Source organism: Rhodoferax sp. SPJ21 (genome assembly GCF_058216335.1).
In genome coordinates, this window is record NZ_JBYZMO010000001.1 from 1148654 (window position 1) to 1172558 (window position 23905).

General features: G+C 61.9%; 24 protein-coding genes and 1 tRNA gene. 15 read left to right on the forward strand and 10 right to left on the reverse strand.

What is annotated here, in order from left to right:
- Positions 1–30: 30 nt before the first annotated feature.
- From AC4BBN_RS05180 to AC4BBN_RS05205, 6 genes are all read left to right on the forward strand, one after another.
- Entirely contained in the window at positions 31–483 is a 453-nt protein-coding gene (locus AC4BBN_RS05180) for an RbsD/FucU family protein (RefSeq protein ID WP_490590882.1), read from the forward strand.
- A 4-nt stretch (positions 484–487) separates the two neighbouring features.
- The gene (gene rbsK / locus AC4BBN_RS05185; protein ID WP_490590883.1) at positions 488–1432 is read left to right on the forward strand and encodes a ribokinase; all 945 of its coding nucleotides are present in this window, start codon (positions 488–490) and stop codon (positions 1430–1432) included.
- A 10-nt stretch (positions 1433–1442) separates the two neighbouring features.
- Positions 1443–2471 carry an ABC transporter permease gene (locus AC4BBN_RS05190; RefSeq protein ID WP_490590884.1) on the forward strand — a complete coding sequence of 343 codons (1029 nt, stop codon included), beginning with the start codon at positions 1443–1445 and terminating at the stop codon, positions 2469–2471.
- 25 nt (positions 2472–2496) lie between these two features.
- Entirely contained in the window at positions 2497–3498 is a 1002-nt protein-coding gene (locus AC4BBN_RS05195; protein ID WP_490590885.1) for a substrate-binding domain-containing protein, read from the forward strand.
- Positions 3499–3573: 75 nt separating this feature from the next.
- Positions 3574–5151, forward strand: coding sequence for a sugar ABC transporter ATP-binding protein (locus tag AC4BBN_RS05200; protein WP_490590886.1), 1578 nt, complete (start codon positions 3574–3576; stop codon positions 5149–5151).
- The gene (locus tag AC4BBN_RS05205; protein WP_490590887.1) at positions 5148–6191 is read left to right on the forward strand and encodes an ABC transporter permease; all 1044 of its coding nucleotides are present in this window, start codon (positions 5148–5150) and stop codon (positions 6189–6191) included. Before AC4BBN_RS05200 ends, AC4BBN_RS05205 begins: the two co-directional genes overlap by 4 nt.
- 13 nt (positions 6192–6204) lie before the next feature.
- Here the strand turns inward: AC4BBN_RS05205 and AC4BBN_RS05210 are convergent, their stop codons facing one another.
- Entirely contained in the window at positions 6205–7089 is an 885-nt protein-coding gene (locus AC4BBN_RS05210) for an MOSC domain-containing protein (RefSeq protein WP_490590888.1), read from the reverse strand.
- A 103-nt stretch (positions 7090–7192) separates the two neighbouring features.
- On the opposite strand from AC4BBN_RS05210, the gene AC4BBN_RS05215 reads away from it, so the two are divergent.
- From AC4BBN_RS05215 to AC4BBN_RS05245, 7 genes are all read left to right on the forward strand, one after another.
- A complete protein-coding gene (locus tag AC4BBN_RS05215) occupies positions 7193–8311 on the forward strand; it encodes an FAD-dependent monooxygenase (RefSeq protein ID WP_490590889.1) in 1119 nt (372 codons plus the stop codon).
- Positions 8312–8362: 51 nt separating this feature from the next.
- Positions 8363–9082: a DsbC family protein gene (locus AC4BBN_RS05220; RefSeq protein ID WP_490590890.1), complete on the forward strand. Its 720-nt coding sequence runs from the start codon at positions 8363–8365 to the stop codon at positions 9080–9082.
- A gap of 93 nt (positions 9083–9175) precedes the next feature.
- A complete protein-coding gene (locus AC4BBN_RS05225; protein ID WP_490590891.1) occupies positions 9176–9610 on the forward strand; it encodes a DUF3429 family protein in 435 nt (144 codons plus the stop codon).
- A 37-nt stretch (positions 9611–9647) separates the two neighbouring features.
- Positions 9648–11483: a M61 family metallopeptidase gene (locus AC4BBN_RS05230; protein WP_490590892.1), complete on the forward strand. Its 1836-nt coding sequence runs from the start codon at positions 9648–9650 to the stop codon at positions 11481–11483.
- Positions 11484–11585: 102 nt separating this feature from the next.
- Entirely contained in the window at positions 11586–12365 is a 780-nt protein-coding gene (locus AC4BBN_RS05235) for an enoyl-CoA hydratase (protein WP_490590893.1), read from the forward strand.
- Between the two features lie 114 nt (positions 12366–12479).
- Positions 12480–12556 (forward strand) — tRNA-Met (locus AC4BBN_RS05240).
- Positions 12557–12651: 95 nt separating this feature from the next.
- Positions 12652–13863: a multidrug effflux MFS transporter gene (locus tag AC4BBN_RS05245; protein WP_490590894.1), complete on the forward strand. Its 1212-nt coding sequence runs from the start codon at positions 12652–12654 to the stop codon at positions 13861–13863.
- On the opposite strand, the gene AC4BBN_RS05250 is transcribed toward AC4BBN_RS05245, so the two are convergent.
- From AC4BBN_RS05250 to AC4BBN_RS05270, 5 genes are all read right to left on the reverse strand, one after another.
- The gene (locus AC4BBN_RS05250) at positions 13852–15033 is read right to left on the reverse strand and encodes an HAD family hydrolase (RefSeq protein WP_490590895.1); all 1182 of its coding nucleotides are present in this window, start codon (positions 15031–15033) and stop codon (positions 13852–13854) included. The genes AC4BBN_RS05245 and AC4BBN_RS05250 overlap by 12 nt on opposite strands.
- 2 nt (positions 15034–15035) lie before the next feature.
- Positions 15036–16103, reverse strand: a complete 1068-nt coding sequence (locus AC4BBN_RS05255; protein ID WP_490590896.1) for an ABC transporter ATP-binding protein — start codon at positions 16101–16103, stop codon at positions 15036–15038.
- Between the two features lie 44 nt (positions 16104–16147).
- Positions 16148–16948 carry an ABC transporter permease gene (locus AC4BBN_RS05260; RefSeq protein WP_490590897.1) on the reverse strand — a complete coding sequence of 267 codons (801 nt, stop codon included), beginning with the start codon at positions 16946–16948 and terminating at the stop codon, positions 16148–16150.
- Complete coding sequence (locus AC4BBN_RS05265; RefSeq protein WP_490590898.1) at positions 16945–17823, reverse strand: ABC transporter permease; 879 nt, start codon at positions 17821–17823, stop codon at positions 16945–16947. Before AC4BBN_RS05265 ends, AC4BBN_RS05260 begins: the two co-directional genes overlap by 4 nt.
- A gap of 119 nt (positions 17824–17942) precedes the next feature.
- On the reverse strand, positions 17943–19037 hold the full coding sequence (locus AC4BBN_RS05270; protein ID WP_490591391.1) for an ABC transporter substrate-binding protein: 1095 nt from the start codon (positions 19035–19037) through the stop codon (positions 17943–17945).
- A 528-nt stretch (positions 19038–19565) separates the two neighbouring features.
- Here AC4BBN_RS05270 and AC4BBN_RS05275 point away from each other — a divergent pair.
- Both AC4BBN_RS05275 and miaB read left to right on the forward strand, forming a co-directional pair.
- Positions 19566–19778 (forward strand): hypothetical protein, encoded by a 213-nt coding sequence (locus AC4BBN_RS05275; protein WP_490590899.1) that lies wholly within the window; start codon positions 19566–19568, stop codon positions 19776–19778.
- A 102-nt stretch (positions 19779–19880) separates the two neighbouring features.
- A complete protein-coding gene (gene miaB, locus AC4BBN_RS05280) occupies positions 19881–21227 on the forward strand; it encodes a tRNA (N6-isopentenyl adenosine(37)-C2)-methylthiotransferase MiaB (protein WP_490590900.1) in 1347 nt (448 codons plus the stop codon).
- Here miaB and AC4BBN_RS05285 read toward each other — a convergent pair.
- From AC4BBN_RS05285 to AC4BBN_RS05300, 4 genes are all read right to left on the reverse strand, one after another.
- Positions 21224–21997, reverse strand: a complete 774-nt coding sequence (locus tag AC4BBN_RS05285; protein ID WP_490590901.1) for a hypothetical protein — start codon at positions 21995–21997, stop codon at positions 21224–21226. The genes miaB and AC4BBN_RS05285 overlap by 4 nt on opposite strands.
- A 40-nt stretch (positions 21998–22037) precedes the next feature.
- Positions 22038–22712 carry a TetR/AcrR family transcriptional regulator gene (locus tag AC4BBN_RS05290; protein WP_490590902.1) on the reverse strand — a complete coding sequence of 225 codons (675 nt, stop codon included), beginning with the start codon at positions 22710–22712 and terminating at the stop codon, positions 22038–22040.
- A gap of 148 nt (positions 22713–22860) precedes the next feature.
- A complete protein-coding gene (locus AC4BBN_RS05295) occupies positions 22861–23352 on the reverse strand; it encodes a phasin family protein (RefSeq protein WP_490590903.1) in 492 nt (163 codons plus the stop codon).
- A 135-nt stretch (positions 23353–23487) separates the two neighbouring features.
- Positions 23488–23784 (reverse strand): polyhydroxyalkanoic acid system family protein, encoded by a 297-nt coding sequence (locus tag AC4BBN_RS05300; protein ID WP_490590904.1) that lies wholly within the window; start codon positions 23782–23784, stop codon positions 23488–23490.
- Positions 23785–23905 lie beyond the last annotated feature (121 nt).

Sequence of the window (23905 nt, forward strand, 5' to 3'; positions counted from 1 at the left end):
AACATCGCGCTGAAAACAATAGGAGGAGACATGCTGAAATCAATCAATCCGCTGCTCAATGCAGACGTGCTGTACGCATTGCGTGCCATGGGCCATGGCGATGAACTGGTGCTGTGCGACGGCAACTTCCCCGCCGACTCGGTGGCCCGCCAAACCGTCCTCGGCCGGGTGCTGCGCATCGACGGAGTGGGTACGCAAGAGGCCGCGCGCGCCATCCTGTCGGTGATGCCACTCGACGGCGCGGTGGAAACACCGGTACAGCGCATGGAGATCATGGGCCAGCCCGATGAGATACCCCCGGTGCAAACCGAGCTGCAGGCCGAAATCGACCACGCAGAAGGCAAACATTGGCCCATGGGATCTATAGAGCGCTTCGCGTTTTACGAAGCCGCCCGCAAAGCCTATTGCGTCATTGCGACCAGCGAGCGCCGCTTCTACGGCTGCTTTCTGCTCAAAAAAGGCGTGATCGCACCGGAAGCCTGACGCCATGCACACCACCAACACCTCCCAGCACGGCGTGACCGTATTGGGCATTTATGTGGCCGACCTGGCATTCCGCGCCGCCGGCTTACCCGGGATCGGCGAGACCGTGGCTGGCTCCAGCTTTGCCATGGGGCCGGGCGGCAAGGGCTCCAACCAAGCCGTGGCAGCTGCCCGCGCAGGCGGCAAAGTCACCTTCATCTCCAAGCTGGGCAAAGACGCTTTTGGCGACGCGGCCCTGGCGCTGTGGGCCCAAGAAGGCATCACCACCCAGGTAAGCCAGCTGGCGGATGCCGCCACCGGCGCGGCCTTCATCTTTGTGCACGAGACCACGGGCGACAACGCCATCATCGTGTCACCCGGTGCGGCTGCGCACATCCATGTCAGCGATGTAGAGGCCGCGGCCTCCGCAATCCAGGGCGCACGTGTGTTCATGACCCAGCTGGAGCAATCGGCGGCGGCAGCACAGCGCGGCCTGGAGATTGCCCGAGCCGCCGGCACAACCACCATCTTCAACCCGGCGCCCGCGCTGGCGTTCGATGACGCGGTATATGCCCTGTGTGACTACATCACGCCAAACGAACACGAAGCCGCCGCCTTGACCGGCCTCCCGATTGGCAACCTGGAACAAGCCCGCAAAGCAGGCGATGCCCTGCTGGCCAAAGGCGTGGGCTGCGCCCTGATCACCCTGGGGGCGCATGGCGCGTTGCTGCACAGCGCACAGGAATCGGTGCACATCCCCCCCTTCGAAGCTGGCCGCGTGGTGGAAACAGCTGGCGCAGGCGACGCTTTCAACGGCGGCTTTGCCACGGCCCTGGCCGAAGGCGCCACGCCGCTGGTGGCAGCGCGCTTTGGCTCTGCCGTGGCGGCCATCTCGGTGACGCGCGCTGGCACGGCCCCGTCCATGCCCACGCGGGCCGAAGTCGATGCGCTGCTGCGCAAATACGCCTGAGGTGCGCACCATGAAGTTCAAATCCGCAGACCCGCAGCTGAATTTTCTGGTTGGCATCAATGTCGCCATCCTGCTGGCGGCCACGCTGCTGTCAAGCGGCGACTTTCTGGATGTCTACAACTTCCAGTCCATGGCCAGCCAGTTGCCCGAACTGGCCTTGATCGCCATCGGCGTTGCGCTGTCGATGATCTCTGGCAACGGCGGCATCGACCTGTCGGGCGTGGCCTTGGCCAACCTGGCCGGCGTAGTGGGGGCCAGCCTGGCGCCGCTGCTGTTCTCCGCCGACACGGCGCCGTGGATGTACACCTTGACCTTTGCGCTGATTGCGCTCCTTGTGGGCACGGCCGGCGGGCTGTTGAATGGCTGGCTGATTTCCATCGCAGGCCTGACGCCCATACTCTGCACGCTGGGCACACAATTGCTGTTCACCGGCGCCGCCGTGGTGCTGACCAAGGGCTCCAGCCTGCGGGTAGGCAATGCCGATCCGCTTTCTGCCATTGGCAACGAGCTGGTGTGGGGCATTCCCATCCCGTTTGCCATATTTCTGGTGATCTTGTTGCTGGTGGGCTGGCTGCTGCGCTACAGCACTTTTGGCATCCGCCTGTTCCTGCTGGGCACCAACGCCAAAGCTGCCCGCTACAGCGGCATCTCGCAAGAGCGCATGCTGATGGCCACTTATGCGGTGAGCGGCCTGCTGGCTGCAGTGGCCGGGGTCATCATCGCGGCGCGCACGGCCAGCGTGAAATCAGACTACGGCACATCCTATTTGCTGATTGCCATCCTGATGGCGGTGATGGCCGGCGTACGCCCCCAGGGCGGTTATGGCCGCATGGTGTGCCTGTTTTTCTCGGCCATGGCGCTGCAGCTGCTGTCGAGCACCTTCAACCTGCTGGGCATTTCCAACTTCTTCCGCGACTGTGCCTGGGGCCTGCTGCTGCTGGTCTTCCTGGCATCGGCGCGCTGGAGTCTGCCCGACTTTTCCGCTTTGTTACCGCGCAATCGCGCATCGTTGAACCAGCCCCCTCCTGGATCACCGTAAATCACCCGAGGGTTAGGAGACAAATATGTTTAAAAAATCTGCTTGCGCTGCTCTTGTTTTGAGTTCCCTTGGCTTTGCCGGTGCCTTGTTCGCCCAAGGCAAACCGCAAAATATCGTCACCGTGGTGAAGATCACCGGCATCAGCTGGTTCAACCGCATGGAGGTCGGCGTCAAGGAGTTTGGCGCGTCCACCCCTGGCGTGACAACCCAGCAAATCGGCCCCGCCCAGTCAGACGCTGCCCAGCAGCAACGCCTGGTGGAAGATCTGGTCGCCAAGAAGGTAGATGCGATTGCCGTGGTGTCCATGGACCCGCCCACCCTGGAGCCCGTGCTCAAGCGCGCCATGGAACGCGGCATCAAGGTGGTGACGCATGAAGCAGACAACCAGAAGAACACCATGGCCGACATCGAGGCCTTTGACAACACCGCCTATGGCGCACGTCTGAACGACCGCCTGGCGGCTTGCATGGGCGAGTCCGGCAAATGGACTTCGCTGGTTGGCTCGCTGGGCAGCCAATCGCAGGTCCAATGGGCCGATGGCGGTGCGGGCAATGCCGCCAAGAAGTACCCCAAGATGACCCTGGTGGACGCCAAGAACGAGTCCGCCAACGACGCCGAAAAAGCCTATTCCAAAGCCAAGGAAATGCTGCGCAAGCACCCCGACCTGAAAGGCTTCCAAGGCTCGTCCTCGCTGGATGTGCTGGGCATCGGCCGGGCGGTGGAAGAAGCCGGTCTGCAAGGCAAGATCTGCGTCTACGGAACCGGCCTGCCCAGCGAAGCCGCCAAGTTCCTGGAGTCAGGCGCTGTCGGCGGCATCGCCTTCTGGGACCCGAAAGACGCCGGCATCGTCATGAACAAGGTCGCCAAGCTGCTGCTGGATGGCAAGCAACCTACCGATGGCATGGACATGGGCGTCACCGGCTACAACAAGGTGCAGGTCAAAAAGGGCCCAGGTGTGGGCGTGATCGTGACCGGCCAGGCCTGGGTGGAAGTAGACAAGCAGAACTACAAGAAATACGCGTTCTAGTCCGGGCACTTTCCAGCAGAGCCCCGACAACGGGGCTCTGCCAATACCGCCAAGACACGCAATGAGAGCCAAGCCATGAACCATACCCCCCACGCACACGGCGCGTCGCACGGGAGCGCTGAGCGCCGCGTCTTTCTGCATGTGCGCGATGTGCATAAACGCTTTGCCGGCGTGCACGCGCTGCGCGGCATTTCACTAACCATAGAGGCCGGTGAGATCTACCACTTGCTGGGCGAAAACGGCTGCGGCAAAAGCACCCTGATCAAGATCATCTCCGGCGCGCAGCCGCCCAGCCAGGGCGATCTGGTGGTGGATGGCGTAGCCCATGCCGCACTGTCGCCGCTGCAGGCGCTGACGCTGGGCATAGAGACTGTGTACCAGGATCTATCGCTGCTGCACAATATGAGCGTGGCCGAGAACGTGGCGCTGAGCGAACAGCTGGTGCACACCGGCGGTCGGCTGGCACGCCGCTTTGACCGCGCGGCCGTGGCCGCCACCGCCAGGCGCGCACTGGCCACGGTAAATCTGCCCACCGACGACGATTTTCTGGCCACCCGCGTGGACGAGCTGCCCCTGGCCACGCGCCAGTTGCTGGCCATCGCCCGGGCCATCGCCACCCGCGCCCGCATGGTCATCATGGACGAGCCCACCACATCCTTGACGCAAAAGGAGGTGGACAACCTGGTGCGCGTGGTCGAGGGCCTGCGCGCCAGCGGCGTGGCGGTTTTGTTCGTCAGCCACAAGCTGGACGAATGCTTTGCCATTGGCGGCCAGGCCATCGTGTTCCGCGACGGCGCCAAGGTCACGCAAGGGCCGATCCAGAATTTCACCAAGGCCGAACTCAGCCACTGGATGACCGGCAAGCAGCTCGACGGCGCCCGCTACCGCCAGCAATCGCACAGCCATGTCCCTTTGCTGCGCGTGGACAGGCTGGGCCACTGCCAGGCCTTCGCCGACGTGAGTTTCGAACTGCACAAAGGCGAGATCTTGGGCATTACCGGCCTGCTGGATTCAGGCCGCAATGAGCTGGCCCTGGCTCTGGCTGGTGTGCAGGCCGCAGACGCGGGGCGCATCACCCTGGGCACCGAATCGATTGTGCTTAAAACCCCGCGCGACGCTATACAGCACGGTATAGGCTATGTGCCGGAAGACCGCATCAACGAGGGTCTGTTCCTGGACAAGTCCATCCGTGACAACATCGTGACCGTGGTGCTGAACCGCCTGCGGGGCCGCACCGGCGCGCTGGACGCCCAAAAATGCCAGGCCCTGGCCGATGCCACCATCCAGAACCTGCAGATCGCCACCCCCGATGTGGATCGCGCGGTGCAGTCGCTTTCAGGTGGCAACCAACAGCGTGTCTTGATTGGCCGCTGGCTGGCCATACAGCCGCGCGTGCTGATACTGCACGGGCCGACCGTGGGCGTGGACGTGGGCTCCAAAGACACCATCTACCGCATCATCCAGAAGCTGGCCGATGACGGCCTGGGTGTCATCCTGGTGAGCGACGACCTGCCGGAGCTGCTGCAGAACTGCGACCGCATCCTGATGATGAGCAAAGGCCACGTCACACAGACCTTCGATGCCGAAGGCCTGGACGAGGGCGAGCTTTACCGTACCTTGGTTTCCGACAACTCCCCCATCACCACACCATGACTGCAACTGTCTCCCCTGCAGCGGTGCCGCGCGCCGCATCGGCCCCCTCGCCTTCTAAAGCCGGGTCCTGGCTCCACTGGATGGGCCGTAATCCGTCCGCCCTGACGCTGCTGCTGATCGTGCTGGTCAGCCTGGCGGTGGGCTTGGTCAACCCCAGCTTCTTCCAGCTGCCGGTGCTGTTCGACATTCTGCGAGCCTGCACGGTGCTGGGCCTATTTGCGCTGGGCGTGCTGATTGTGCTGGCCGCCGGCGGCATCGACGTGTCGTTTGCCGCCATCGCCGCGCTCACCATGTACAGCATCACCAAACTGGTACTCACCCAATTCCCAGAAACCCCAATTGCTATCATTTTGATAGCAGGCTGCGCAGGAGGTACGGCGCTGGGGGCACTAAATGGCCTGATGGTGCATTGGCTGAAAGCGCCCTCGCTGATCGTCACCATAGGCACCCAGTACCTGTACCGCGGCATCCTGCTGACCTTTGTAGGCACGGTGTTCTTCATGAACGTACCCGCCTCCATGGATGCGTTCGGCAAACTGGCCCTGTGGCGCCACGACACGCCCGAAGGCTTGCACTCGGTATTGCCCCTGACATTTCTGGTGCTGATACTGGCCGCCGGGCTGACCTGGTGGCTGTTAAACCGCACCCTGGTGGGCCGCGCCGTCTACGCCATTGGCGGCAGCCTGACGATTGCCGAGCGCCTGGGCTACAACCTGCGCACGGTGCATGTGTTCGTGTTCGCCTATGCGGGCTTTTTGTCGGGGCTGGCGGGCATCGTGCATGTGTCCAGCACGCGCCTGGCCAACCCATTCGATCTGGTCGGCAGCGAGCTGGATGTGATTGCCGCGGTGATCCTGGGCGGCGCCCGCATCACCGGCGGCAGCGGCACCGTGGGCGGCACCCTGCTGGGCGTGCTGCTGGTCACGCTGATCAACAACGTGCTGATACTGGCCGGTGTGCCCAGTACCTGGCAGAAGGTCATCATCGGCGCGTTTATTTTGCTGGCGGGCACCTGTTTTGCCTGGCGCAAATCCAGCTGAAGCCACTCGTCAACTACTCAAACTTGTAGTCGGCAGTGGCGCTCTGCCCCACGCGCAGCGCCATGTCCACGCCGTCCACCACGATGGCGTTCATGCCGAAGGCCACGGCGCCGCCGACCACCTCGTTGCGGCGGTAGGTTTGCAGCATGTCGCCCACCACGGGCGTGCTGGTGGCGGTGCCTGGGTCAATGTTCGGGATCGGGCAGCGCGGGCAGGGTTTGACCATGCGCAAACGGGCCAGCCCCTGGAAGGTGCTGATCTGCAGCTCGTCCAGGCTGTCTTCGTCATGGGCCTCCACGCCGGCCAGCACGATGTTCGGGCGGAAGCGCTCGATGCCCACCGCAGCTTCGCCGGCGGCCAGCAGGCGCTGGTTCAGGCCGTCCATCGCAGCTTCACTGACCACTAGAACGGCAAAGCCATCACAAAACTGGTTCAGCGCCTCGGTGCCACCGGTCCATTTCAGGCTGGACAGGCGGCGGTGCTCAGGGTCGAAGCGCACCAGCCGCAGCTTGCGCGGCGCGGCCACGCGCTGGCCGGCGGCGTCGGTGTTCAAAAAATCGCTGAACCACTGGGCGGCCACATCGCCCATATCGAAGGCAGCCACGCTGTCGTCCCACACCGTCACCTGGGTGGGCTGCTCTACTTTATCTAGCGCGATGTGCAGAGCCAACATGCCGGGAGCACGTAAAACCATCTCTAAGTTTTTTAGCCCAGGCTGGATCAGCGCCATGCGCGGCAGCTCGCGCTGGGTCACAAAAATGCCCTGCTCGTCCACCACCATCCAAGCGCGGTCGAACTCCAGGCCGGTTTCGGTCAGCGTGGCCTCTTGCAGCTCCACACCAGCGCAGGATTTGACCGGGTACACAAACAGGCGGGCGATGGTGGCTTGCACATCCATAGGGCAATTCCTTGGGCAAATCCGGGCATTGTGCCCGCCTCCTACAATCCCGGCACTGGACTTGTTGCCCGCCGGGTGACCCGTTCGTACCGACTCATCAGATATGGCCCAATCCTTTGACATATGTATCCGCGGCGCTGGCATCGTTGGCCGCACTTTGGCGCTGCTGCTGGCGCGCGACCGCCTGCGCGTGGCCCTGGTAGCCGAACCGGCCGCCCCCACTGCCAGCCAGGACGTGCGGGCCTACGCGCTAAACACGGCCTCGCGCGAGCTGCTGGAATCCCTGCGCAGCTGGCCCGAGCCGCAGCACGCCACCGCCGTGCAGGCTATGCAGGTATGGGGCGACAAGGGTGGCGAAGTGCAGTTCAGCGCCGAGCAGCAAGGCGTGCCCGCACTGGCCTGGATCGTGGACGTGCCAGCCCTGGAGGCCCGCTTGTTTGATGCCGTGCGCTACCAACCCATGATCGAGATCGTCAGCAGCCCGGTCGAGGCCAAGCTGACCGTGGTCTGCGAGGGCAAGGCCAGCGCCACCCGTGCCGAACTAGGCGTGGCATTCGACAGCATGGCCTACCACCAGCACGCCATCGCCACCCGCCTGGTGTGTGAGAAACCGCACGGCGGCACCGCCCGCCAATGGTTTGCGCAGGGCGAAATACTGGCTTTTTTGCCGATGCAGGGCGATGCGGGGAACTCCGTGGCCGTGGTGTGGTCTGTGCAAGAGGAACGCGCAGCCGAACTGCTGGCCTTGCCGCCCGAGGCGTTTGCCCAGGCACTGGAAGCCGCCAGCCACGGTACGCTGGGATCGCTCACGCTGGATGGCCCGCGCAACGCGTGGCCGCTGCACAAGGCGCAAGCAGCTCGCTGGGTAGGGCAGAAGGAACAGCGTGCATGGGTATTGGCGGGTGACGCGGCGCACACGGTGCACCCCCTGGCCGGCCAGGGCTTGAACCTGGGACTGGGAGATGTGGCTGAACTGGCGCGCATTCTGCACGGCCGCGACTACTGGCGTAGCGTGGACGACAGCAAGCTGCTACGCCAATACGAGCGTTCCCGCAAGACCGCGCTGCTGACGGTGGGCGGCGCGACGGACGGGCTGCAGCAGCTGTTTGCCCGCGACGATGCGACATGGCAGGGCGTGCGCAACTGGGGCATGAGGGGGTTTGAACGCAGCGGCTGGGTGAAGAGCTGGGTCGCGCGGCAGGCTATGGGTTTGGAAGGCTAGGAGTCCAGGGCGTCTCGCTCTGTTCAATTTTTACGGTTTAGGTAGATATCCATGAGATTTTTGACACTCGCAGTCGCCACGGCAGCTACCCTGGCCTGCCTGGGCACACAGGCCCAGGAAGCCGCCATCCGTAAAAATCTGGCCGAGCGCATTCCGCAGATGCCCAAGATCGACGAGGTCATCAAAAGCCCCATGCCCGGCCTGTACGAGCTGCGCGTGGGCGGCAGCGAGATCATGTACACCGATGCTGACGGCAACTTCCTGATCCAGGGCAATTTGATCGACACCAAGCTGCGCCGCAACCTGACCGAAGAGCGCATTGAAAAGCTCAGCGCGGTGAACTTTGATGACCTGCCCAGCAAAGACGCCTTCACCATCGTGCGCGGCAATGGCAAGCGCAAGATCGCCGTGTTTGAAGACCCGAACTGCGGCTACTGCAAACGCTTCGAGAAAGACCTGCAGAAGGTGGACAACGTCACCGTCTCGCTCTACCTGTTCCCCATCCTGAGCCCCGACTCCACGGACAAGGCGCGCAACATCTGGTGCGCCAAGGACAAAGCTAAGGCCTGGACCGACTGGATGGTACGCAGCCAGGTGCCGCCCGCAGCAGCGGCCAACTGCGACGCCCCGGCCCTGGCGCGCAATGTAGAGTTCGGCAAAAAGTACCGCATCACCGGCACGCCCACGCTGCTGTTTGCTGATGGCTCGCGCATCCCGGGTGCCATCCCTGCCGAGCAGGTCGAAGCCCAGCTGGCCAAGATCAAGAATTAATAACCCACGCGCCGCCACCAGCGGCGTGGTGTTTTACACACAGTGGACCATTCGCTGTCGCACCTGGCTGCCAAAGCCCGGAAAATCGCGCCCATGCAAAAAAACTCCACTGAAATTCTGGTCCATCGCGTCGCCCACGTTGGCATGGCGGTCTATGTACTGCTGGCACTCCTGATCTGGCTGGTGCCAGACAACCTACATCCGTTTATTGCCATCTCACTGGTCGGCCTGGCCGCAACCCATGCCACCTTTTTAGGCGGCATCCACGGTGGCATCGGCCTGCACATGGACTCCCCTAAGCCGCGTAAGAACATTGCTCTGGCCACCATTCCCGCATTTTTGAGCTGGATCGCCATCATCATGCCCGCCTACGCTGGCCTGCCCCTGCTGGGCCTGCTGCTGGCCATCTGGTGCGTGGTAGACCATAAGACCTGGCCCGAAGCCGGCCTGGCCGCCTGGCTGCCCTTGCGCCTGCACACCACCATCGCCGCCGTACTGAGCTGCTTGCTGGGCGCCGCCGGCACGTAAGCCTGGGTCAGCTCGCAGCTGGGGTATTCTTAGCCCCATGCCTACGCCCCAACCCGCATCCCACGCGCCCAGCGCCGTCTCATACCGCGTGGAGGTGGCCGACCTCCACGCCCACCTGTTCCGCGTCACGCTGACCATCGCCCAGCCCGCCGCCACGCAGCGGGTGTCGTTGCCGGTGTGGATTCCGGGCAGCTACCTGGTACGGGAGTTTTCCAAAAACCTACAATTGCTGCAGGCCCGCCAGGGCAAACGCGCTGTACCACTGTTGCAACTGGACAAGAACACCTGGGAGGCCACGGCCACGCCCGCAAAGCCCCTGGTGCTGAGCTGCGAGGTGTACGCCAACGACGCCTCCGTACGCACCGCCTGGCTGGACGCCGCGCGCGGCTTCTTCAATGGCACCAGCCTGTTCCTGCGCGTGCACGGCCAGGAGGACGCCCCCCACAGCCTGGAACTGGCCACCAGCCCGGCCACCGCCTCCTGGAGCGTGGCCACCGGCTTGCAGGCCGTGGCTGTGGACGCAGCCGGCTTCGGCCACTACCACGCGGCCAGCTATGACGAACTGGTGGACTGCCCGGTGGAAATGGGCACGTTCTGGAGCGGCGAATTCAAGGCCGGTGGCGTGCCCCACCGCTTCGTGGTGGCCGGCGCACCGCCCGCCTTCGACGGCGCCCGCCTGCTGGCCGACACCAAAGCGATCTGCGAAACCGAGATCCGCTTCTGGCACGCCAACAAACAAGCCGGCAAGCCGCCCTACGCCCACTATCTGTTCATGCTGAACGCGGTGGACGACGGCTACGGCGGGCTGGAACACCGCAACTCCACGGTACTCATCTGCAACCGCCGCGACCTGCCACGCCTGGGCGATGCAGATGCAAAAAAACCAGCCAAGCCCACCACCCCCATCAAACGCAGCGAGGGCTACACCACCTTGCTGGGCCTGATCAGCCACGAGTACTTCCACACCTGGAACGTGAAGCGCCTGCGCCCGGCCGAATTCACCCGCTACCAGTACGACGCCGAGCAGTACACCCGGCTGCTGTGGTTCTTTGAAGGATTCACCAGCTATTTTGATGACCTGCTGCTGCGCCGCGCCGGCCTGCTGGACAACACGGCCTACCTCAAGCTGCTGAACAAGACCATCAACCAGGTGCAACAAACCCCAGGCCGGCTGGTGCAGTCGGTGGCCGATGCCAGCATGGACGCCTGGGTCAAGTACTACCGGCAGGATGAAAACACGCCCAACGCCACCGTCAGCTACTACACCAAGGGCGCGCTGGTCGCCCTGTGCTTCGACCTGACCCTGCGCGGCGAAGGCCAAACCACGCTGGACGATGTGATGCGCGCCCTGTGGCTGCGTTGCCAGGCCGGGCCCATGGCCGAGGCCGACTTCGCCGCCGTGCTGGCCGAGCTGGGCGGCCGCTCTTTTCATGCCGAAATCCAGGCCTGGGTGCACGGCACGGGCGAGCTGCCACTGAAAGACCTGCTGGCCGGCCACGGCGTCACCGTGCATGAAGACCCGGCCCAACTGGCCCAGCGCCTGGGCCTGCGCGTCGCCGAAAACCAGGGCCTGCAGGTCAAGGTGGTACTGCGCGGAGGTGCGGCCGAGCAAGCCGGCTTCGCTGCCGGCGACGAATGGCTGGGCGTGGAAGTGGCACAGGGCAAACAAAGCAGTGGCTGGCGCATGTCCAAGCTGGACGACCTGCTGCTGTACGCCGGCCAGCAACGCCAGGTCACCGCCCTGGTCGCCCGCGACAAGCGGCTGCTGCGCCTGGCGCTGAACCTGCCCACCGTGGCCAGCACCAGCACCTGGCGTCTCGCAGCCGAGAACCCGCGCGCAGTCAGCGCCTGGCTGGAGCCTGCCAAAAGCTGATATTGAAGAATTTATAAGAAATAGGCCTCTAGCGCAGGTAACACCTGCGCAAGCAGCTATTTTTTAGATAGCAAATATTTCTCTACACACCAGGAGCATGGCATGGACTACCAACTGATCACCGTACGCACCGAGGCCGACAAGGTCGGCATCATCACGCTGAACCGCCCCAAGCAGCTGAACGCCTTGAATGACCAGTTGATGGACGAGCTGGGCCACGCGCTGAAGGTGTTTGACGCAGACGCCGCCATCGGCTGCATGGTCATCACCGGCAGCGAAAAAGCCTTCGCCGCAGGCGCCGACATCACCGCCATGGCCGGCTACAGCTATGCCGATGCCTTCAAGGCCGACTTCATCACCCGCAACTGGGAAACCCTGCGCACGGTACGCAAGCCGGTGATTGCAGCTGTCAGCGGCTTTGCGCTGGGCGGCGGCTGCGAGCTGGCGATGATGTGCGACTTCATCATCGCCGCCGACAACGCCAAGTTCGGCCAGCCCGAGATCAAGCTGGGCATCATCCCCGGCGCGGGCGGCACGCAGCGCCTGCCGCGCGCCGTAGGCAAATCCAAGGCCATGGACATGGCGCTGACCGGTCGCATGATGGACGCAGCCGAGGCCGAGCGCGCGGGCCTGGTCAGCCGCGTCGTGCCAGTAGACCAGCTGATGCTTGAGACCCTGGGCGCCGCGTTGATGATTTGCGACTATGGCCAGCTGGCAGTCATGGCCGCCAAGGAGTCAGTGAACCGTGCCTTCGAAAGCAGCCTGAACGACGGCATGCTGTTCGAGCGCCGCCTGTTCCACAGCCTGTTTGCCACCGCCGACCAGAAGGAAGGCATGGATGCATTCGTCAACAAACGCAAGGCTATTTTCACGCACAAATAGGCCCTTGCAGCCGACTACGGGCTGCGCATCCGCCCTGGAAACCGAGGCTCCGATCAAAAAATTTAAGGGTAATTTCAAAACCGGCAAAAAAGTGGGCTATACTCTTGGGCTGTTGGTGATATAGCTCAGTTGGTTAGAGCGCAGCATTCATAATGCTGATGTCGGTGGTTCAAATCCACCTATCACCACCAAAAATATTAAAACCCGCAGAGCGATCGCCCTGCGGGTTTTTTCGTTCCCGCATGCTCCCCACAAGCACTTGGCGGCCACGACACCAAGGAACTCCATGAAATCGCATTTCTTCCGAACCGCGCTGGTGCTGGGCCTGCTGTCGGCCATTGGCCCGTTTGCCATCGACATGTACCTGCCCGCCCTGCCTTCCATAGGCCAGACGCTGGGCGCCAGCATGACCGCCGTGCAGGCCAGCTTGATGGCTTTCTTTGTGGCGCTGGGCATCGGGCAAATTTTGTACGGCCCGGCATCGGACATGTTGGGACGCAAGGTGCCGCTGTACTTCGGCCTCAGCCTGTTCGCCGTGGGCAGCGTGGGCTGCGCCCTGGCACCCGACATCCACACCCTGGTAGTGATGCGCTTTGTGCAGGGCCTGGGCGCATGTGCCGGCATGGTCATTCCCAATGCCGTAGTGCGCGACCTGCACACCGGGCCCGAGGCGGCCCGGCTGATGTCCATGCTGATGCTGGTCTTCAGCGTGTCGCCCATCTTGGCGCCACTGGCGGGCAGCTTCCTGATCGAATGGGCCGGCTGGCGCAGCGTGTTCTGGGCTGTGACCCTGGCCGCAGGCCTGGGCCTGGTGCTGCTGGCCACCAGCCTGCCCGAGACCCGCTCGCCCGCCCAGCGCGCAGGCAGTAATCTGCGCAGCGCCGTGGCCGCCTACGGCCTGCTGCTGCGCGACCGCCACTACCTGGGGCTGGTGGGCATAGGCGCATTTGGCATCTCCAGCTTTTTTGCCTACCTGGCGAACTCGTCCTTTGTGCTGATCGACCATTACGGCCTGACGCCGCGCCAGTACAGCCTGGCCTTCTCGCTGAACGCAGCAGCCTTTATCGGTGCCGCCCAGTTCACCGGTAAGTTGGGTGCGCGCTACGGCTTGGCACCGCTAGTGAAGACCGCCGGCGCGGGCTACGCAGCCACCATGGTCCTGCTGTTGCTGCTCAACCTGATGGACATGGACCGGCTGGATGTATTCATCGGCATGCTGTTCGTGGGCTATGGATTCTTGGGGCTGATGATGCCGCTGACCGGCGTGCTGGCGCTGGAGAAGCACGGCAACATTGCCGGCACCGCATCGGCACTGATGGGTACGCTGCAGTTCGCAGCAGGCGCCTTGGTGATGGCCTTGGTTGGCCTGTTTTTGGATGGCAGCGCTAGGCCCATGGTGGTGGGCATCGCCGGCTCGGCCGTGGTCGCATTCGCACTGGCGTACACCACGCTGCGCGGCACGCACAGCAGCAGCGCGGCCATTACATCAAACCAGTAACTGCGGGGCGCTGCGTCCGTATTTCAGCGTCTGTTCCTGGCCGTTGAAGCAGCCCCGGGCTTCGTCCCGGCCTTGCAGCACAAAGCGTGCATCCGCCTGGCCCAGCGTGGCGGCGGCCTGTTGGCTGTTCAGGCCAATCTGACCAGGGTGCAGGCGGTTGATGATCACCCCTAGCTGGGTGTCGGCAAAGTCTTTCATCATCCAGGCGTCGCCATCGCTGTCGCCGAATACCAGAGCCGGCACATAGCCCTTAGTGGCAACCCAGTGTTTTTGAATGCCCAGTGTCTTGCCCGGGCCCCAGTTGAAATGCCAATCTTTGCGGTACACCGGGGTGTATTTGCCGTCCAACATCTCCAGCTTCAGGCCCAGCACATTTTCTGGCGGCACGTCGTATCCCAGACCGGGGTGGCCTGCATACGCACGCACCACGTCGTCCAGCGATGCGGTGGACACGAACACATCGAAACCGTTGGCGCGCAACTCACGCATCAGCTCGGCCATCTCGCTATGCACGCGCATGCCATAGAAGTGCACCGGCGCAAGCTGGCCGGCCCGGCCCGGTAGCTCTGCGCTGCTGGTAATGGCCGCCTGTTGCAGTGGCAGCGCTAAATTGTGGGCCACCGCATCCAACACCATGGACTGCAGCTCGGCTGTGCTGAAGTTGCTATACAAATAGATGATCCACTTGTAACCCACTTCCATCGGGTAGCTGTCGCACAGCGCCCCGTACATGAAGTAGAACTTGGCGCAGAAGTTCTGGTACTGCGGGGTTTGCACCAGCTCGGCCAATGGCGTTGTACCGCCCAGCGTTTCGCTGCGGGCGTAGAGCCAGCTGTAGGCCTCGTCGATATCGGCAGTCAGATCTTGCATGTCCACAGGCTGGCCTTGCAAGTTGCTGCAGTCCGCATGGAACAGACCCTCGGGCACCCCCAGGCGCAGCACATGGGCAAACTCGGCGGGTGTCAACTTGAAGCGCAACTGCTCAGCCTGGTACAGCAGCAAGGCTTCTTCTGCATCGTTCATGATGCAGGTGTTGTCCCAGTCGAATACGGCATACGGCTTCTTGGCCGGGTCATAGCTGGCAGCGGTGTGGCCCAGGGAGCTCCGCACCCGGTCCAGGGCGCGCCGATTCGCGGGCGACCAGCCGGTCATGGCGTTGTCCGCAAGCATGCTCAGGCCGCCTCTTCGAGTACCAGCAGGTTGTCGAAGGAAAAGCCCAAATGCACAGGCGCGCCGCGTTCTGGCAGGGCATGGCTGGGGTTGTTGAATACATCCAAAGAAATCACTGCCGTATCAACGCGCGCGCGTATGCGCACCACGGCCCCCAGGAAATTCACGTCTTCCACCGTCGCGGCCAGCGAGTTGCGGCCAGGCACAGGTGCCTCCAGCGAAATGGCCTCGGGCCGAATCGCAAGGGCACGGTTTTGACCTGTCGCGGCGCCAGGCATGGGGTTGGCGGTGGTGAGCGTTTGGCCGCATACCTGCAACCTGCCAGAAGCCGCATCCGTAACCACACCGGACAACAAGTTCAGCGTGCCCACGAAAGACGCCACAAACCGCGTGCGTGGAAAGTTGTAAACCTCGGACGAAGTACCGATTTGCTCCACCCGGCCTTCGTTCAACACCACGATGCGGTCGGAGATAGACAAGGCCTCCTCCTGGTCGTGTGTGACGAAGATGGAGGTAATGCCCAGCTCGCGTTGCACCGCACGGATTTCTTCACGCAACGAGACGCGGATCTTCGCGTCCAGCGCCGACAGGGGTTCGTCCAGCAGCAAGACCTGGGGCTTACCGGCCAGGGCCCGCGCCAGCGCCACGCGCTGCTGCTGGCCGCCCGACATCTGCCAGGGATAGCGCCCACCCAGGTGCCCCAGGCCGATCAGCTTGAGCATTTCTTCCACGCGTGCGTGGATTTGCTCCACCGGCATCTTGGCGACCTTGAGGCCAAATCCGATGTTCTCGGCCACGGTCATGTTCGGGAACAGCGCGTACGACTGGAACACCATGCCGATCTTGCGCTGGCTGGTGGGCACGTGCGTGACGTCGCGCCCATCGAACTTGATGCTGCCGCCCGACGCTCCTTCAAAACCGGCAAGCATGCGTAGGATGGTGGTTTTGCCGCAACCGGAAGGGCCCAGAAAGGTGATGAACTCGCCCTTGGCGATATCCATGGTGAAGTCATGCACCGCGGTTTGGTTACCGAAGGTTTTTTTCAGGTGGGATATTTCGAGGAAAGCCATCGCGGTGTGGTGGGTAGACAGTGGGTGTACTTGGATATACGGGTTCAGGGCTTGGTGACGTTTTTGGCACTGCGGCCAAACACCTGTATCAGGCCCATCGAGGCCCAGGTCAACATAAAGGCCATCACCGCCAGCGCGGAGGGTTCGTAAGCCTTGTTGGCACCCACCAGTTGCAGATAGGGGCCGAAGGCCGGCCGGCTCAACAGGCTGGCCATGGTGAACTCACCGATCACCACCGCGAAGGTCAGAAAAGCGCCCGACAAAATCGCCGAACGCACATTGGGGAAGATTACCTTGAACAAAATGGTGAAGGTGCTGGCGCCCAGCACCTCGGCCGCCTCGGTCAGCGTGCGCACGTCAATGGCACGCAAGCCGGTATCGATGGAGCGGTACATGTACGGCAGCGACAAAGTCACGTAGCTACAGACCAGCAAGAAGTCTGTGGCCCGCTCGTTGCCCGTCAGGGGTATCCAGGAGCTGCTGTTGAAAATCCGCAGATAGCCGAACACGATCACGATGGCCGGAATCACCAACGGCAGCAAGGTGATGAACTCCACCAGCGGCCGCAGCTTGGGCAGGCGCAGTTGCACCCAATAGGCCGTGGGCACTACCAGCAGCACCCCCACGATGATGGTGATAACCGCCATCATGATGGAGTAGCCAAACGTGGCCTGGAATTGCGGGTCGCTAAACACCACCCGGTAGGCCTCAAAGGTGTACTCGCCGCGCAGCATGCGCAGGCTGAACTCAAATGTGGCTAGCAGCGGGATCAGAAAATAGCTGGCGCCCACGCCGATGGCGATCCAGGCTCCTAATCGCGATGTGGATTGCGATGCTGGTTTCATGTGCGCCCCTTTTCGGACTTGCTACGCAGCCAGATGTAGCCGGCATTGGACAGGCCGGTAATCACCACCATGCCCAGGGCCAGGGCATAGCCCAGATTGGGGTTGTGCAATACATCGCCACGGATTTGCGCATACAGCAAGATAGGCACGATGTTCAGCGAGCTACCTGTCAACGCATAGGCGGTTGCCACAGCACCAAACGCATTCGCAAACAGCAGCAGCATCGCGCCCATGATGCTGGGCCACAAGATCGGCAAGGCAATGTAGCGCCAGTAGTGGAAGGACGAGCCGCCCAGGCAGTCGCAGGCTTCGCGCCACTCGCGCTTCAGCCCCTCCAGTGCGGGCGATACGATCAGCACCATCAGGGGAATCTGGAAGTACAGATAGGTCAGAGTCAGGCCGGTAAAGCTGAGGATGCTGAAGCCGGTGGAGTACAGGTCAAAGCCCAGGTACTTGCGCATCAACGTGGTCACCAGGCCCACACGCCCCAGCGTCGCCAAAAACGCGAAGGCCAGAGGCACGCCCGCAAAGTTGGATGCCACGCCGGAAAAAGTCATCAGCGTAGGCCGTATCCAGGCAGGTAACTGGCCCTGCACCGCAGCCCAGGACAACAGGAAGCCGATCAAGCCACCACCGATGGCGGATGCCGCGCTGATACGAAAGCTGATCCAGTAGGCGTTGACAACGTTGTCGTCCAACAACCCACGCAGGTTGTTCAACGTGAAATGACCGGCCGAATCTTGGAACGCGCCCACCATCAGGTAGCTGGTGGGCAAAAGCAGGAAAACTGTCGCAAAAAGCAGAAAGGGAACAACCCCCAGCCAACTCCAGCCCAGTCCACCGCCCGGCCTGGGCGCAATGGCTGAGGACGCCATACTTGAAGAATTAGTCACTATGAGCCACTTGTAGCAGCGCCTCTCAGGCAAGCGAGAAAGCCAAAAGGGAACTGGCATGACCGAGCCCGGTCATGCCAGCACTGTCCAAATGTTTTGGATTACTTCACAGCAGCACCGACGAGGGTGTCCCACTGTTTGGTAATGGTTTCTTTGGCAACGCCTTGCTGCTCCAGTGTCGGGAACACTGCCTTCGCATACCCGGCAGCTGCTGGCAATTTGTCCAAACTGGCCTTAGGCAGTTTTTTCTTGGCCATCAGATCGGCAAAGCGAATGGGGTGGCAGTAGCCGTCCAGCCAAGCGGCCTGGCCTTCGTCGGAGTACAGATACTCCATCCACAGCTTGGCTGCATTCGGGTGCGGTGCATACGCGCTGATGGCTTGCACGTAAACGCCCGCCACAACACCAGTCTTTGGCACCACGACCTGGACATTGGGATTGCCCTTCAACGCATCGCGGTCTGCCAGAGCGTTGTAATCCCAACGGATGATGATGGGGGTAGTGCCTTGTGCGAGCGATGCAGCCTTGCCAATCACGGGCACAAAGTTGCCGGCCTTGTTCAAATCACGGAAAAAGGTCAGGCCTGCGACGGCGGCCTTGGCAGGATCATTGGGCTCCTTGGAAATACCTGCAGCGTAGATGCCCTGAATGGCCTGGTTTGCAGCGCGCGGGTCACCTGCCAGAGCCACAGAATTCTTGTACTCAGGCTTCAGCAAGTCGCTCCAGTCGGTGGGCACCTTGCTGATCAGGTCGGTGTTCACCTCGAAGGCCAGCACGCCGTAGTAGTCGCCGTACCAGTAGCCGTCGGCGTCCTTGGAGTCATTCGGAATAGAAGCCCAGCTGGCGACCTTGTAGGGTTGCAGCAAGCCGGCTGCCTTAGCCTGCGGGCCGAAGGACAAACCCACGTCGATGGTGTCGGGTGCTTGCGGGCCCTTGTTGTCCTTGTTGGCCTTAATGGCCTCCAGTTCATCGCCAGAACCCGCGTCGGGGTTGAGTTCGTTGACCTTGATGCCGTACTTGGCCTTGAAGGCGTCAATCATCTTGCCGTAGCCACACCACGATCGCGCCAGCGCGATCACAGTCAACTCGCCTTCGGCCTTGGCCGCTGCAACGAGCTGGGCCGATTGGGCCGAGGCATTCTGGGCGCTACCCAGTGCCACAGCAGCGGCAGCCGACACAGCGAGGAGCTTGAACATTTGACGAGGCATATCACTTCCTTTTCGTTATCTAGCAGAGAGACAGTTGACAGTGAAAGATCAGGGGTTTTGCAGACCGGCGCGCCAAGGCAACAACATCCACAAACACCCAGCCCAGGCTGGAGACAAAAGGTCTAAACAGTTACCAAAAAATTACAACTAGACCCCCGATTGCATACTAGCGCTCCCCCTTAGCTGGCGCAATGCTAGTGACGGTTTATGACCATTCCGCGACTATTCCATGACATCGAGCAATATCCAAGCCATCTTTACGCAGCGCACCATGTCCAAGGTGGCAGCCGGGGTCACGCGGTAAAATCGCGGCTACCCAGCCTCTGGATGTACACCACGAATCGCTGCATGCCTACACCATCACGCTCCCTCTCTGCTATATTTTTTATAGCTATCAGCGCAGTCATATTTTGCGTCACAGCCATTTTTTCTTTAAATGTTGCGGCGCAGACCCGAGACTTCCCGGCCAGCGCATTGCGCGGATCGCTGCAAGTAACGCTGCCACCCCAGGTCGAAATGGACGGCAAAGCCGATCAGCTCTCGCCCGGCGCACGCATCCATGGCACCAACAATCTGCTGGTGCTGTCCGGCAGCCTGGTGGGACAAACCATGTGGGTGAACTACACCCGCGACACCAGCGGCTTGCTGTCCGAAATCTGGATACTGACCGAGGCCGAGGCGGCCCTGGAACGTAACGGCACCAAACCCAAACGCTTCTTCTTTTTCTGATTTCTCTGATACCTGGCGCCGCCAGCCCAGGCGGCAGCACGATTCCAAGCATTGCAATGGCATGCGGCCTAGAGCTACTACCGCCTGCCCAGAAAGTACCCAATGAGTAAAAAAGTCTTTATCAAAACCTTTGGCTGCCAGATGAACGAGTACGACTCGGACAAGATGGTGGACGTGCTGCATGCAGCGCAAGGCTACGAGACCACGCAGAACGTGGACGAAGCCGACCTGATCCTGTTCAACACCTGCTCGGTGCGCGAGAAGGCGCAAGAGAAAGTCTTCAGCGACCTGGGTCGCATCAAGCACCTGAAAAAGAAGGGTGTACAAATTGGCGTGGGCGGCTGCGTGGCCAGCCAGGAAGGTGCAGCCATCATCGCCCGCGCACCCTATGTGGACGTGGTGTTTGGCCCGCAGACCCTGCACCGTCTGCCCGAGATGCTGAACCAGCGCGTGCTGCAGAGCCGGCCCCAGGTGGACATCAGCTTCCCGGAAATCGAGAAGTTCGACCACCTACCGCCAGCCCGTGTAGAAGGCGCCTCCGCCTTCGTCAGCATCATGGAAGGCTGCTCCAAATACTGCAGCTACTGCGTGGTGCCCTACACGCGCGGCGAAGAGGTTTCACGCCCCTTCGATGACGTGCTGGTGGAAGTCGCCGGCCTGGCCGACCAGGGTGTGAAGGAAGTGACGCTTTTGGGCCAGAACGTGAACGCCTACCGGGGCAGCATGGGTGACACTGCCGAGATTGCCGACTTCGCGCTGCTGCTGGAATACGTGTCCGACATTCCCGGCATCGAACGCATCCGCTACACCACCAGCCATCCGAACGAGTTCACCCAGCGCCTGATCGATGCCTACGACAAGCTGCCCAAGTTGGTCAGCCATTTGCACCTGCCGGTGCAGCACGGCTCCGACCGCATCCTGATGGCCATGAAGCGCGGCTATACCGCTATGGAATACAAGAGCACGGTGCGCAAGCTGCGCGCGATACGCCCTGACATGGCCATGAGTAGCGATTTCATCGTGGGCTTTCCAGGCGAGACCGAGGAAGACTTCCAGAAAATGATGAAGCTGGTGCACGACGTGGGTTATGACAACAGCTTCAGCTTTATCTTCAGCCCCCGCCCCGGCACGCCGGCGGCCAACTTGGCAGACGACACCCCGCACGAGGTGAAACTGGCACGCCTGCAGCACCTGCAGACCGTGTTGAACGACAGCGTGCGCTCCATTGCCGCCCAGCGGGTGGGTACCGTTCAGCGGATTTTGGTGGAAGGCCCTTCACGCCGCCCTGGTGCCCATGGCCTGGAGCTGATGGGCCGCACGGAATGCAACCGGGCCGTCAACTTCCAAGGGCCTGAACGCCTGATCGGCCAGATGGTGGACGTCACCATCACCGAGGCCATGTCGTTCTCGCTGCGCGGCGAAGTCCGGTTGCTGGAAACCGCGAGCTAAGACTCTAGTTCGGCGCGGGCCAGGTCCGCCGTAAGCCGCTCGGAAGCGTCGAGCGGCTCCACCCCCGAGGCCTGCTCATACAGACGCGTGGCCTCGGGCATGGACGCCTCGCCATTCAGCATCACCAAGGCATTCGCATATTCCACCAGGGCAATGGCCGAGCTCGGATGCATACGCAGTGCCTCACGCAGCAGGCGCAGGCTTTCCTCTTTGCTCACGCCATAGGTCATGCTGCCAATCAAGGGGCCAACCTTGTCAATCACCTCGGCATGGAATGCCCCCAGGGCCACATGGGCCGCCACATGGTGCGGCTGCAAACGGATGGTGCGCTCCAAGGAATCTTTGACCTTGCCGCCCAAGCCCAGGGCCAGCGCCTTGGCCACGCTGATGCACTGGCTGTAACGCCCCAGCGCATAGGCATGCCAGTACCAGGCATTGGCGTTGCTCGGCTCGGACTCGGCCTGGGCTTGTGCACGCTTGGCCACGTCTAGGAACAGGTCCAACCGCGCCTTCTCACGCGGCTCCAGATAGGTGGCGTACATGCTGCAGGCCTTGTTGGCCACGTTCATACCCGCATTCCCCAGTGCCAGCCCGGCTTCGGTGGCTTGTTGGAATTCACCGTTGTGGAACAGCGCCCAGGCCTCCAGTAGACGGGCGTCGCCTGGCGGTGGCTCCACATCCAGCTGGTGCAGCCGCTGCCAGCTCTTGGCCAGGCTGGCCGTATCAAAAGCAAAAGCGCCTGGATAAGGAAAAGTCGTCCACTTTGTCATGGCATGTCTCCTGGGTTGGCAGCGTTGCTCGCTGGGGGAATCAGGCCGCTACGTTGGCAGCCCCGTCACTATAGGCAGAAACCAGTTTGAGCAGGTGCATGCGCTGCCCCATTTCCAGATAAGGCAGCAGCACATTGAGCACATGGTGGGCGCCGCGCAATGGCGCCAGCTGCGCGCTCTGCGGCTCCATGGCGTGGCGCGGGTCCCGCACGTATTCAAAGCTCAGCCAGTACGTCAGCACCACCACCATGCTGGTGGCGGTGGCTTCGGTCTCGCGGGCATCGATCTGCAAGGCCCCGGCCTGGGCCATGCTGTCCAGCAAGGCGCGCAAGGCCCTTGTCTTGTTCTTCAGCACCCACTGAAAATGGGTTTCCAGGTGGCGGTTATTGCTTAGCAAATCATTCAGGTCACGGTACAAAAAGCGGTATTCCCAAATCAACTCGAACAGGCTGTGCATGAAGAACCATGCGTCTTCTACATCACGCACGCCGTCGCTGGCATTGAGCAGCTCGGTCAAACCCCGCTCATAGCGGTCGAACAATGCGTTGATCAGCTCTTCTTTGGCCGGGTAGTGGTAGTAGAGGTTGCCGGGGCTAATAGACAATTCGGCGGAGATCAGTGTGGTGGAGACGTTCGGCTCTCCAAACCGGTTAAACAGATCCAGCGAAACCTCCAGAATGCGTTCTGCAGTGCGGCGCGGCGCTTTTTTCGCCATGGATGTCTTCCCTGTGATGAATGCCCCACTCTACCCCAGGCCATGCGGCGATAAAACTAGGGATGGCGCTATTAGGGTCATCGGTGCACAGACCACAAAAAAGGGTGCCGCAGCACCCTTTTTCAGTCCAGGAGTAACAACCCCTGTCTTATTCCGCAGAGCTATCGTCGGCTGCGGTTTTACGCGGGGTCGCCCGCTTGGCAGCAGGCTTGCCATCGTCGACGCGGGCCGAGAGTGCTTCCACCGCCTGGGTCAGGGCGTCCACCCGCTGCAGCAGCAAATCCACATCGCGGGCCGAGGGCACGCCCAGCTTCTTCAAAGCCTTGGCAACCCTGTCTTCAAAAATATTTTCTAGCTTGTCCCACTGTCCGGTGGCGCGCTCGGTAATGCCCTGGGCAAGGTTGGTCATCTTGCTGGCGGCTTCGGTGATTTTTTCTTCGGCCATGACCTGGGACTTGCGCTGCATGCCCAGCCCCTCTTTGACCAAGGCTTCAAACACCTTGCCGCCCTCCTCCTGCGCCTTGGCGAATGCGCCCAAACCCGCCAGCCATATCTGCTGGGCCGAATCCTTGACAGATGGATTGGCGGAGGCGCCGCCCTCTGGAGTGGTGCCGCTGTCGCCGGGCTGTTTCGTGGCCATGGAATATCCTCAAAAATAGAGATGAACGATCTCAAAAACAATGGCGCCACTGTACACACGACCACGCATAAGGTGTAGGGACGTGATCCTAAGCTGCTAGAGGCGCAGCTCTAGCCAACACCATAAAACAGCGGCCTAAACCGCCTGGGCCAGCATCTTGTCCATGCGCCGGGCTACCTCAGACTCGATCTTGTCCTTGAAGGCACTCAGCAGAAAGCCCAGCTCGGCGTCCAACACAAAGCGGTCCTCGGTAATCTGCACCGTTCCGGTCACGCCCGGACGCTGGAAGCTGATCTCGTCGCTGGACTCGCCTTGCTGGTAGCTGCAGCTCATACCCAGCCGGGTTTCGGCCTGCTCGATCCATTCGCCGACAAGTTTGCGGGCATTCAACAAACCCAAAGTGTGTTCACGCTGCATATGGATATCGCTCACCAAGATACTCCTGAAAAAAGGACTGAAAACATCTGCTCCAAACCGGATGCAAGGCCGGATGATGCCAGTCTATTGCGCCCAAGAAGGGCACAATAGTGACACCTCTTTGAAAAGGTTTTCC